This window comes from Candidatus Egerieousia sp. (assembly GCF_056211015.1).
The window spans coordinates 18,520-30,786 of sequence record NZ_JBAELF010000040.1 but is presented as its reverse complement, the minus strand read 5'-3'; the positions used below and the strand labels follow the sequence as shown (position 1 = coordinate 30,786).

Genomic DNA, 12,267 nt, shown 5'->3' with positions numbered 1-12,267 from the left:
CCATCATTTCGGCAAAATGCCGGAAGCAATCACCGAACTGGAGTACACGGACTACTACAACATGCTGCTGAAACGGAAGGCGTCAGGATCCCATATGAAGCACGCCGTTTATGCTGTGAGGAAGTACTTCAAGATCTTCGGTTTGAAGTGTCCTCTGGCTGCCAATCCTCCGATTCCCACAACCCGTACCCTTCTGTCAAGGCCTGGTAAGCCTTTGTTTATCAGGCCATTTGACAATCTTTTACGAAAAATGTTGCGGAATTAAGGTAAAGGAAAAAATGTTTTTGTTTCAGTATTACAAAAATAACATTTAATCCTCTGATTACCAAATAATTATGAGACTCCTTTACTTTCTTTATGAATAATTCAGGTTAAAAAGTCATGGATGTTTCATAGAACTTTATAGCCAAGGGATAATTATCTCTGGCGGCTTGCTCCATATAATTCATACCTCTCAACACTTTATCTGGAAGAATCTCACACAAGGAGTTCTGTAAACACATAACTGCAAGTAAATAACGAGCTGGAGTATAACCCTGGTTCAATGCTTTCTCGTTCCATTCAAGAGCTTTCTTCACGTTTTTCTCTACTCCATAGCCATAATAAAATGACTCTGCCAAGGCATGACATGCTTCTTCGATGCCATTATTTGCCACTTCCTCAAAAAGACGATTTGAAGTTGCGTAATCTTCTTTCTCTTGGCGATAATATTTTGCAAGGTTGCACTTTGCATAATTGCTTCCCATGTCAGATGCTTTTTGCCAAAATTCTACTGCTTTATTCAAATCCTGTTCAATATAAGCATTGCCTATTTTGTACAAGGCATGAGGTTCCTCTGCTTCAGCAGCCTCATTATAGATTTTCGTAGCATCAATTTTGCCATCGACCAAGTCATCCTCACTAATAATGTGTTTCAGGACTTCATCATCTTGTTCGTTGCCTAAACCATAGGCTTCCAAAGCCCAAAATTTAGCCACTGCAAGATTCTTGTTGACTCCATCTTCTCCGTTCAAAAACAAGATTGCATATCTGGAACATGCAGCTCCATATCCCTTTTCGGCAGAGCGACGAAGCAATTCTGTGCTCTTTACTATATCAGGATATCCACCAACATCCCCTCGGTGATAACTAATCGCAAGATTATACATGGCTTGTCTTTCACCCTGTAATGCTGCCTTTTGAAGCCACCCCATAACCTCGTCGTTATGGTCATCATTAAAACGCATCAGTCCCATTACCATGAACAACTGCGCTACTGCATGACCTCTCTCAGCTGCTTTGCGATAATATTCTAAAGCATTCTTGTTGTCTTGTGGAAGCATATAAGCTCCATTTTGATATGCTACACCGATTCGGAATTGCTCATCAGCGATAATATCACTACCTTCTGCTTCTATGCACATACCAAGATAAGGGTCACTTGTAAAAGATTTCTTACCTAAGCTTTTGGATAAAAGGGGGTGTATAATGTGTTTATAAAAAAATCTCATTGCATTTTTTGTATTGAAAATGATTTTTCCTTTACTTCATGAGCAAAATTACTTCATCTTCCGCAGATTGCCAAACTTTTCCGACATTGTTTGAACTTAAGCCCATCGCTGGCAAGAAAGTGACGGTCGATTTCTCTGCACCCGAACTTTCCTCGCTTGGCGGACTGACACTCGTCCGTGAATACGAAAAGTCATCAAGCCGCATCATAGAACGCATCGAATCCTGTATCAAGGATCCCCGCTGGGAGCCCTTGGTGATACACAGCCAGACGGAGATGCTCCGCCAGAGGAAGCACTGCTGCACTCCGCACTTGAAAAAGTGCGCAAGATTGCGCTTTCTGGCCATCTTCGAGTGCTGCTTTCAGGCACATTGAACGGCTTTTACCAGAAAATCCGTGTGGCTCCGGGGAAATTCGAGCCGTTGGTACGGTGACAGTGAGGGTAGAGCGTGGTGGCTATGAATAATGCAGGCTAAGTCTTTTATAGATAATAATGCCTGGCGATGCCATTTGAAGCTGAAACTTTTGTGGGGTAACACTGATGAGATTTTCTGTAACTTTTCGTTGTGGCACTGTTTTGTGGTACAGAAAATGCCCCTCAGATATCTGAGAGGCATTTTGAAGTGGTGCCACCGGGAATCGAACCAGGGACACAAGGATTTTCAGTCCTTTGCTCTACCAACTGAGCTATGGCACCATTGTTTCAAGAACTTTACGCAGTTGCTTGCGGTTTGGGATTGCAAAGATAGGTATATTTTCTTTTCCTGCAAATTTATTTTTGAAATTATTGTTTGGTACTCAACAATCCCTGCCAGACATGCATCTTGAGTGACATATTGAGTACCACCTGCCTAAAAAAGGCATCTTGTTCTCACCTGCCCGCTCCCAAATGCTCTGGAGTGCTTGTCCGTGAGTACCGCAATTTCCGAACGGATAATTTCAGATGTAATTCCGGCAAAATATCTTGTATGATTTCTTGAAACGTAAGCTTAGTTATTTTTTGAGGATTGCTTAACTTAGCGGATTGTAAAAAACAGGTTTGAATATGTTCGCAGAAGTTATACTTCCGGTAAAGTTTCACGGCGTCATCCTCTACAACGTTCCTGAGGATCTTGTGCTCGTAAGCGATATCTGCAAGGATGTTCACACTTCTGCCTGTGCGTCTGCAAACAAATCTGTGGCCGCTCCGGAGGGCGGGCTTGCGATAGCGGATGTCTGCAGGAAGGGTTGCGCTTCTGGAAATGAGACTGCCATTGAATCTTGGAAAGATTCCGCCAATGAGTTGGCGAACGCAGCCGCACAAATAACCGAGGGGTCGTGGGTGAAGGTGGAATTCGGCAAGGCAAAGTATGCAGGGGTGGTGAGACGTTTTCACAGGACGAATGAGCTGGACACCGTTCACAAACTGCGTGACATAAGCATGGTTCTGGATATTCCGCCGGTTCCCGAAACGCAGATGAGTTTCTGGGAGAAAATTGCCGGGTACTATCTATGTACAGTGGGGGAGGTGATGAAAGCGGCGCTGCCGAATAGGATAAGGTTTGCCGATCTTGAGCATGCTCAGGAAGACTCCCGGATTGATTCCCAGGCCGGTGCAGCCATTGATCCGTACTCCTGCCAAGGCGATACATCCCGGAAGAACCGGAAAAACAAAAGCACTGATTCAAACTGCGATGCCTTTCCCGAATACTGCGAATCCTTGAAATGCAGGAGACCTGAGCATTCAGTACCGCAGAAGGAGGCATACACTAGAATTCAGACTCTCTTCAGAGAAGGCAGGCGGGTGCTTCTTGAAGGAGTGACTGGAAGTGGCAAGACTGAGATTTATATTTCACTGGCGATAGATTCAATGCTTTCCGGGAAATCCGTGCTCATGCTGGAACCTGAGATTTCCTTGAGCAAACAGCTGAATGCCAGATTGAAATCTGTCTTTGGCAGCAGACTCCTTCTCTATAATTCAAAAGTCACGCCAGCAAGGAAAGCCAGGGTGCAGGAAAGTTTGAGCCGAGGCCAGGGACCGTTCTTCGTTCTTGGAACAAGATCGGCTCTTCTGCTGCCTTTCAGGGAACTGGGGCTTATTGTTGTTGATGAGGAACACGACAATTCTTACAAACAGGAGGACCCCGCACCTCGATACAATGCCCGCGATGTTGCAATAATGTTCAGCGCCATTTCAAATGGCAGCAGCAAGCATATCAACTTGCTTTTAGGTTCCGCAACGCCTTCATACGAAAGTCTGTACAATGTGCATCTTGGCAAGCTGGCTTTGGTAAATCTAAGCGAGAAATACTATTCTTCCTGCAACAATGCCAGGAATAGAACAGAAAATACGAGCAGGCAAGCAGCTGAGGTCACAATCATCGACACACTTCACGCCAGGTTCACCCATCAGATGAAAGGCAGTTTCAGCCAGCAACTGATAAATAAAATCAGGAGGGTTACCGATGAAGGGCAGCAGGTGCTGGTGTTGAAGAATAGGCGTTCATACGCACCTATGGTGGAGTGCTCGGAATGCGGTGAGCCGGCAGTATGCCCTCACTGCAACGTAATGCTTTCATACCATAAATCCGACAATACGCTCAGATGCCACTATTGCGAGTATTTCAGACCTTTCGAGAAAAAATGCAGGAAATGCGGCTGTGAATCAATGGTTCCAAAAGGAACGGGCACCGAAAAGATAGAGGAGGAGCTTGAACAGCTGTTCCCGGAACTTTCCGTAGGACGTTTTGATGCTGATATAACAAGAAGCAAGCGTGAGGAGGAGAAGATACTTTCGGCCTTTGACAGCGGAGAAATCAAAATTCTCACAGGCACGCAGATGATTACCAAAGGCTTTGATTTCAAGGACTTGAAGCTGGTGGCGGTTCTCGGGGCGGAACAGATTCTGGGGCTGCAGGATTTCAGGGCCGATGAAAAGGCTTTCCAGATGTTCTATCAGCTGCTGGGACGTGCAGGCAGGAGAGGACAGGGCGGTGAACTGGTTGTTCAGACCACTTGGAAGGATCATCCTGTTCTTACAAGGCTCAAGGAGGTATGCCATAACAATATGACCGTTTCAGATGATGAGATGAGGCAGCGGAGGGACTTCCTTTTTCCTCCATATTCAAGGCTCGTGAAAATCATTGCCAGAGGTTTCACGGAAGAGCTGGTTGACGCTCTGGCCCGGCAAGTACGTGAAATTCTTGAAAAAATTCCATCTTTGGAGCTTACAGGACCTTTCAGCCCTCAAATTGACAGGCTCAGAGGTGTTCATTTGAAATGTTTTTACATTAAATTTGCAAGGAATAAGGATCTGGTGTCAAATAAGCGCAAATTGTATGAAAGCCTGCGTGAATTTATAGATAAAGGCCGCCTGATAATTGACGTGGACCCCTTGTAGAACATGGAATTTACGGATAATAAATACTAAACAAATAACATTATGTTGAAAAAATTGAGAATCGTTCTTGCAGCTGTCTTCTTCATAGGGATAACGCTGCTTTTCGTTGACTTCACAGGAGCTCTTAAAGGGTATCTGGGCTGGATGGCAAAACTTCAGTTCCTACCAGCTTTTCTGGCCGGCAACGTTGTTGTGGTAGGATTGCTTCTAATCCTCACTCTCTTTTTCGGAAGAATCTATTGTTCTGTCATATGCCCGCTCGGCGTGATGCAGGACATTTTCTTTGCCGGCGGAATCAAGGCAAGAAAGAACAGATGCAGCTACTCTCCTGCAAAGAAGATTCTCAAATATACCGTTCTTGTTCTTTTCGTAGTGGCTCTCATTCTTGGAGCAAACGCTTTGGTGGCTATCATAGCCCCTTACAGCGCATACGGAAGGATAGCACAGAGCCTTCTGGCTCCGGTTTATGCCTGGGTGAACAATGTATTCGCATATTTTGCAGAGCGTTCCGAAAGTTACGCCTTCTATTCCACCGAGGTTTGGATCAAAGGCGTGTCAACACTTGTTGTTGCAATTGCAACTCTGCTTGTTCTTGCAGTTCTCGCCTGGAGAAACGGAAGAACATGGTGCAACACCATCTGCCCTGTAGGAACAGTACTCGGATGGCTTTCAAGATACAGCTTCATCAAACCGGTGATAGATACAAGCAAGTGTGTGAACTGCACCAAGTGCGGAAAGAACTGCAAGGCATCCTGCATCAATACAAACAACCATACAATAGATTATTCACGTTGCGTTGCCTGTATGGACTGTCTGGAGAACTGTTCTGTAAAGGCCATATCATACAGATGGGTTGGACCTAAGGGAGTAAGCGTGAAACCTGTAAGCGTGGAGGAGGTGAACTCTCAGCGCAAGGCCTGCGAGGCTCCGTCAAGGAACGTTGACAGCTCAAAGAGAGATTTCATAGCAGGAGCTGCGGTTGTAGCCGGCTCTCTTGCCGCAACAATGGCAACACCAAAACTTTTTGCTCAGGATGGCGCACTTGCTGATGTTATGCCTAAGGAAGCTCCTGTAAGGAATTCCAAACTGGTTCCTGCAGGTTCGCTCAGCGTCAGGAATTTCCACAGCCGCTGTACTTCCTGCCAGCTTTGCGTGAGCAAGTGTCCTGATGGAGTGCTCAGACCTTCTTCAGATCTCAAGTCATTCATGCAGCCTTACATGAGCTATGAAAAAGCTTATTGCAGACCTGAGTGTACGAATTGTGCGGATGTCTGTCCTGCCGGAGCAATCAAACCTATTACGGTAGAAGAGAAATCTTCAATAAAGATTGGTACCGCCGTTGTAGTTGCTCAGAGATGTCTTGAGGCCAGCGGAAAGGATCATTGCGGAAAATGTTCAAGGTCATGTCCTGCAGGTGCAATCACAATGATGCATACCGTGAACGGAGACAAGACTTCTCCTAAGATTCCTGTAGTTGACGAGAACAAGTGCATAGGCTGCGGCAAGTGCGAGAATCTGTGTCCTGCAAGACCTCTGAGCGCAATTTACGTAGAGGGTCTTGATATCCACAGAACAATTTAATCAGTAAACCATCGTTGTAAAAAAAAAGAAAATCATGAAGACAAATATAGATTTGAACAGACGTTCTTTCCTCAAGGCGGCCGGTGCTCTCGGTGCTGCAGGTGTAGTGGCAGGTGCTCTGCCGGGATGTGGTACAAAAACTGCTGAGGAGAATGCAGACTTTGCGCAGGAGGCTCTAGGTGAGGTTCCAACAGAAGGAATGCAGTACAGGCACTTTGATAATCTGGAAGGCGTGAATGCAAGCCTTCTTGGGTATGGTTGCATGAGATGGCCTTGGCTTACCAATGAACAGGGCGAGAATGTTGCGCTGGACCAGGAAGAAATCAACGCTTTGGTTGATTACGCAATTGCACATGGTGTGAATTATTTCGATACGGCTCCGAAATATCTCAAGGGCCTGAGCGAGGAGGCCACTGGAATTGCTTTGGCAAGATATCCCAGGGAGTCCTTCTATCTTGCAACCAAGCTCAGCAATTACCATAAGGATGATTCATTGCAGGAGGGCAAGGAAATGCTTATGCGTTCCCTCAAGAGGCTGCAGACCAGCTATGTTGATTTCCTGCTTTGCCATAGCATATCGAATTCCGAGGGTTTCATCAAGAGATTCATTGACAACGGCCTTCTTGACTGGCTCTGTGAGCAGAGGACCAAGGGAGTGATCCGTCATCTGGGATTCTCTTTCCACGGAGATGAGAAGGCCTGGAACCTTCTTATGGAATATCACGAGAAGGTTCACTGGGATTTCGTTCAGATTCAGATGAACTACGTTGACTGGGAGTATCCTTCAGGGGAGTCAATGACATCAAAGCGTCTGTATGAGGACCTGGCTGCAAGGAAGATTCCTGTAGTAATCATGGAGCCTCTTCTTGGCGGAAGACTCTCGAATGTACCTGACTTCCTTGCTCAGCAGCTCAAGGCACAGCGCCCTACGCAGTCTGTGGCTTCGTGGGCATTCCGTTTCTGCGGTTCGTTCCCTCAGGTTCTTACAGTACTGAGCGGCATGACATATATTGATCATCTTCAGGACAATCTCAGAACCTACAATTCATTCGAGGCTCTCTCGGAAGACGAGTTCAAGCTTCTTGATGAGGTTGCCAAGGTTTATTCCGGATATCCTATAGTTCCTTGCACGGATTGCAAGTACTGCATGCCTTGTCCATACGGACTTGATATTCCTGGAATTTTCGCACATTACAACAAGTGCGTGAATGCCGGCAATGTGGTTTCAAGCAAGGCCGACGAGGGTTACGCAAAGGCTCGCAGGGCGTTTCTTGTAGGTTATGACAGGGCTGTTCCAAGCGTAAGGCAGGCAGACCATTGCATCACCTGCGGCTTGTGTACCACAAAATGCCCTCAGAGAATCAACATTCCTAAGAGAATGAGTGACATAGATGCATACGTTGAGAAACTGAAGCAGGGCTTGGAACTGTAATATGAACAGATTTGGCTTTATAAGGGTGGCTTCAGCCGTACCTTGCGTAGCGCTGGCCAACCCTTTTGAAAATTTGAACAGAATAGAGACACTGGTTGAGAAGGCCGAGGACAAGGGCTGTGACATTGTCCTTTTCCCTGAACTTTCCTTGAGCGGATACACTTGCGCGGACCTCTTTATGAATTCAAATCTGCTGAGGGCTTCGCTTGAGGCTTTGCACCGCCTGATTGATTTCACGGCAAACCTCAGGACCACCGTAATAGTTGGCCTGCCTCTGAAACTGGGCGGCAATCTTTTTGATGCATCGGCTGTGATTCATGGCGGGGAACTGCTTGGAATAAGCGTGAAGAATTTCATTGACAGGGATATGTGCAGATGGTTCTCCAGTGCTTCTTCCCTGGAGGATGATAATGTAATACTCTTTGACTCACTGCCTGTTCCAATAGGGGCGAATCCGCTTTTCAGCATAAGTTCGGCCGATGCGCCTGGTGTAAGGTTCGCAATTGAAATAGGTACGGATGCCGCCGCCGTTGAAAATCCCGGCGCCAAGGCAGCTCTTGGTGGAGCAAGCATCATATTCAATCCTGGTGCAAGCGTGCAGTCGGCAGGTTTTTACGAGCGTCTGGTCAATGCAGTTGAATGCGCCAGCGCAAAATATATCTGCGGCTATGTGAATGCTGGAGCAGGTTACGGAGAAAGCACCACCGACAAGCTCTATGCCGGTACTGCAATGATTGCAGACAGTGGCAGAGTGATTTCCCATGGAAAACGCTTTACAATGGATGACCAGCTGATTTTCAATGATATTGACTGTTCATACATTGCCAATCACAGACTTGTTTCCCCTTCATTCAGAGGCGCTGGCTTGTACTTGCAGCAGGCCGACAGCATCTTTGTTGAGAGCGATCCTGAGAGTGAGGATGATAACAGGCTGGTAAGGAAACTGAACCGCCATCCTTTCATACCATCGCAGTACAATATGGAGAAAAGATGTGGGGAAATCTTCAATACACAGGTGATGGGTCTGGTGCGCAGGATGGACCATACGCATTGCAGGAGCGTGGCCATAGGAATTTCCGGCGGTCTGGATTCAACCCTGGCCTTTCTGGTGGCTGCGCAGGCTTTCAAGGTGTTACACCTCGACAGCAAGGGAATAACTGCGGTAACAATGCCGGGCTTCGGAACTACAGGCAGAACCTACAACAATGCCGTGAAGCTCATTGAGCATCTGGGCTGCACTTTCAGGGAAATATCGGTCAAGGATGCTGTAATCCAGCATTTCAAGGATATAGAGCACGATATTGAAAACCATAACGTGGTTTATGAGAACTCCCAGGCACGCGAGCGCACACAGATTCTCATGGATATTGCAAACCAGATAAACGGAATGGTTGTTGGTACGGGTGATATGTCAGAACTTGCTCTGGGATGGGCAACCTACAACGGAGACCACATGAGCATGTACAATCCTAACTGTTCCATTTCCAAGACTCTTGTGCAGACACTGGTGAGATGGCGCGCTGCAGGCATGAAGGATGAGAATCCGGAATGTGCTGCAATTCTGCTGGATATAGTGGATACACCTATCAGCCCGGAACTCACACCTGCAACAGCGGACGGTCAGATAAAGCAGAAGACTGAGGACCTTGTAGGCCCTTACGAACTGCACGATTTCTTCCTGTATCATCTGGTTCATAACGGAGCTTCTGTTGAGAAAATCAAGTACCTGGCATATCAGGCGTTCATAGTTCAGGCACAGGAAATGGACGATGAGTATCCGCTTTATGATGAAGCCACCATTGACAAATGGCTCGCCACTTTCACAAGACGCTTCTTTGCACAACAGTACAAACGCAGCTGCAGTGCCGACGGAATAGCCGTAGGAAGCGTTGCCCTGAGTCCGAGAGGCGGCCTTGTAATGCCGTCGGATGTTGATTCAACAATCTGGCATTAACAGGAAATACAGTAATATCAATATGATAAGCGAGAACGTTAATATTGCAGATTTCAATCTGCTGGAAATAAAGATTGAAGACAGAATCTGTTTCATTACAATGAACAATGCGGCGCATTTCAACTGCTTGAGCGAGGATATGTGCACGCAGCTGAGCCAGGCTCTGACATACGCATATACCAGCCATTGCGTTGGCATTGTAATAAAGGCGAACACAAGACATAATGTGTGGAGTGCGGGACACGATATCAAGGAACTCCCTCTCGATGGCGGCGATCCGCTGTCATTCGATGTGCCGATGGAAAAATTGCTCAGGCATGTTCAGGATGTCCCTATTCCTGTGATCGCCTGCGTAGATGGAACAGTCTGGGGAGGCGCCTGCGACCTCTGCGTTTCCTGCGATATGATTGTTGCTTCAACAAGTTCCACCTTTGCCATCACGCCGGCCAAGATAGGCATCCCTTACAATGCTTCCGGAATCAGCCATTTCATAAGGCAGTTGAGCCTGAACAAGGCACGTGAGATGTTCTTCACCGCTTCACCTATATCTGCAGAGGATGCCAACAACGTAGGATTCGTGAACAGGGTGGCTCCTTCTGGGGAGCTGGACGCTATGCTTGAGGAGCATTTCCTCACACCGCTCAGACGCAATTCGGTAATGTCCATTTCCGCTATCAAACGTCAGTTCAGAATACTCTCCAGGGCTTCTTCCGTTATATCGGCCGAACATTTCGAGAGAATCAATTCATACAGGGCAAGAGTATATCGCGGACCTGACTATCCTGAAGGAATCAAGTCATTCCTTGAGAAACGCGCTCCGGAATACACCGGCAAGGCCGAGGACCTTGATACAAATTCAGGCTATTAATTGAAGATTCGGGTGAGGAGTTCCATAAGGAGCTCCTCTTCGTTTGCCTGGCCTCCGCTGTTGCTCTTGCTTGAATAGTCACATTCACGGAGCCAGGTAATCATTCCAATGGCCTTGCCGAAGGAGTAGTTACGCATGGCGGCAAGAATGTCATCTCTCTGGAAGAAAGGGATGCCTGCATTGGCAATTGCTGTGAGCGGACTTATTTTGTCCTTCTTGTAATATGCGTAGGCGCTGAGAATCTTTGAAAAATAGTAGAAAAGGCCTCCAAGTGTCATCTGAAGCGGATACTGCTTTGGATTGGCTCCGAGATGATGTGCAATTCTGTATGCTTTCTCCTTGTCCTTGTTGCAGATTGCCGAACACAGCTCAAAGGTGGAGAACTCCCTGCTTATTCCAATGACTTTCTCAATGTCATTGGCTGTGATGCATTTGATCTTAGGCGGCAGCGACTGTATGAGCTTATCAAGTTCGAGCTGCATCCTGCGAAGATTGTTGCCCGCATATTCTGCCATCAGAACTGCATCCCTGTCGGTTATTGCAATGCCTTTCTCCCTGAGATAGTCAACAACCCAGCTCCACATTCTGTCCGGTTTCACTGCAACGGACTCGAACACCTCCACATTGCTGTTCTTGATGAGATTCTTGTAGAAGGCACTTCTTTTATCGGCACTTTTCCCCGTGAACCGTATGACAAGCACAGTCTCGGGCGCCGGATTGGAAATGTAGCTGTCCAGAAGGTCCAGACTGCGGAAAAGCTGCGCCTCACGGACAATCACCAGCTGCCTTTCGGCAAAGACAGGATATCGCCTTGCAGCTTCCACCACTTCCTGCACCGATGTGTCCGAAGCGTACATCACCATAAGGTTGAAATCCTTCTCCTCTGGTGTAAGAACCTTGTCAAGCAATTCATTCTCGATGATATCGCAGTAATAAGGCTCTTCGCCCATAAGTACATACACCATCTTGAAATTCCTGGCCTGAATCTGACTTCTGATCTCCTTGACCCTTGCTTCGCTGCTTATTTGAACATTCTTTGCCATAGTGAAAGCATTACAATGCAAATTTAACCAAATAATCTTTTATTTTTGTACCGCGATAGTAAATATGGACAAGGCATTGGACAGGATATTTGATCCCCTGAGGAAAAAGTACGTGAAACTTACGCCTGAAGAGGCTGTAAGGCAGCTTTTCATACGCTTCCTTGTTGGCCAGCGTAACTTCCCCGAGAGCCATATGGCAAGCGAATACGTAATGGAACTCAACGGAATGCAGCGCAGGGCCGACATAGTGGTCTTCAACAGGGAACTCAAGCCGGTGCTCATTGTGGAATGCAAGGCGCAGAGTGTGCAGCTGGAAAAATCTGAAATTGCCCGTGAAACCATGGAACAGGCCTTGAGATACAACAGTGTGCTTGGCGTGAAAGTCCTTGTAATCACAAATGCAAGAAATACCTTTGCCTTGAAGTTGAACCATATGTCCGGGAATGACAATGGTGCGCAGTACGAGTTCTTGAACGAACTGCCATCATACGATGAGCTCTGCGGAATTTGAACGTTTTTTG

General features: G+C 46.8%; 9 protein-coding genes, 1 tRNA gene and 1 pseudogene. 8 read left to right on the top strand and 3 right to left on the bottom strand.

Annotation, left to right across the window (positions count from 1 at the left end; all coding sequences use genetic code 11):
• Positions 1-265, top strand: a pseudogene (locus AC06L3_RS02890) (hypothetical protein); the annotation flags it as partial.
• Positions 266-371: 106 nt separating this feature from the next.
• On the opposite strand, the gene AC06L3_RS02885 reads toward AC06L3_RS02890, so the two are convergent.
• On the bottom strand, positions 372-1,490 hold the full coding sequence (locus AC06L3_RS02885) for a tetratricopeptide repeat protein (protein WP_475669121.1): 1,119 nt from the start codon (positions 1,488-1,490) through the stop codon (positions 372-374).
• Positions 1,491-1,528: 38 nt separating this feature from the next.
• On the opposite strand from AC06L3_RS02885, the gene AC06L3_RS02880 reads away from it, so the two are divergent.
• Positions 1,529-1,864, top strand: coding sequence for a transposase (locus AC06L3_RS02880; RefSeq protein WP_475669120.1), 336 nt, complete (start codon positions 1,529-1,531; stop codon positions 1,862-1,864).
• 249 nt (positions 1,865-2,113) lie between these two features.
• On the opposite strand, the gene AC06L3_RS02875 is transcribed toward AC06L3_RS02880, so the two are convergent.
• A tRNA-Phe gene (locus AC06L3_RS02875) sits at positions 2,114-2,186 on the bottom strand.
• Between the two features lie 348 nt (positions 2,187-2,534).
• Between AC06L3_RS02875 and priA the strand changes: the two genes are divergently transcribed.
• The 5 genes from priA to scpB are packed head-to-tail and all read left to right on the top strand — an operon-like array spanning position 2,535 to position 10,703.
• Positions 2,535-4,868, top strand: coding sequence for a replication restart helicase PriA (gene priA / locus AC06L3_RS02870; RefSeq protein WP_475669119.1), 2,334 nt, complete (start codon positions 2,535-2,537; stop codon positions 4,866-4,868).
• A 42-nt stretch (positions 4,869-4,910) separates the two neighbouring features.
• Positions 4,911-6,449, top strand: a complete 1,539-nt coding sequence (locus AC06L3_RS02865; RefSeq protein ID WP_475669118.1) for a 4Fe-4S dicluster domain-containing protein — start codon at positions 4,911-4,913, stop codon at positions 6,447-6,449.
• 34 nt (positions 6,450-6,483) lie between these two features.
• The gene (locus AC06L3_RS02860) at positions 6,484-7,881 is read left to right on the top strand and encodes an aldo/keto reductase (protein WP_475669117.1); all 1,398 of its coding nucleotides are present in this window, start codon (positions 6,484-6,486) and stop codon (positions 7,879-7,881) included.
• Position 7,882: 1 nt separating this feature from the next.
• Positions 7,883-9,835, top strand: coding sequence for an NAD(+) synthase (locus AC06L3_RS02855; RefSeq protein ID WP_475669116.1), 1,953 nt, complete (start codon positions 7,883-7,885; stop codon positions 9,833-9,835).
• A gap of 22 nt (positions 9,836-9,857) precedes the next feature.
• A complete protein-coding gene (gene scpB / locus AC06L3_RS02850; protein ID WP_475669115.1) occupies positions 9,858-10,703 on the top strand; it encodes a methylmalonyl-CoA decarboxylase in 846 nt (281 codons plus the stop codon).
• Here scpB and holA read toward each other — a convergent pair.
• The gene (gene holA / locus AC06L3_RS02845; protein WP_475669114.1) at positions 10,700-11,746 is read right to left on the bottom strand and encodes a DNA polymerase III subunit delta; all 1,047 of its coding nucleotides are present in this window, start codon (positions 11,744-11,746) and stop codon (positions 10,700-10,702) included. The two genes, scpB and holA, sit on opposite strands and share 4 nt — an antisense overlap.
• A gap of 64 nt (positions 11,747-11,810) precedes the next feature.
• Between holA and AC06L3_RS02840 the strand changes: the two genes are divergently transcribed.
• Complete coding sequence (locus AC06L3_RS02840) at positions 11,811-12,257, top strand: type I restriction enzyme HsdR N-terminal domain-containing protein (RefSeq protein WP_475669113.1); 447 nt, start codon at positions 11,811-11,813, stop codon at positions 12,255-12,257.
• The last annotated feature ends 10 nt before the right edge of the window (positions 12,258-12,267 follow it).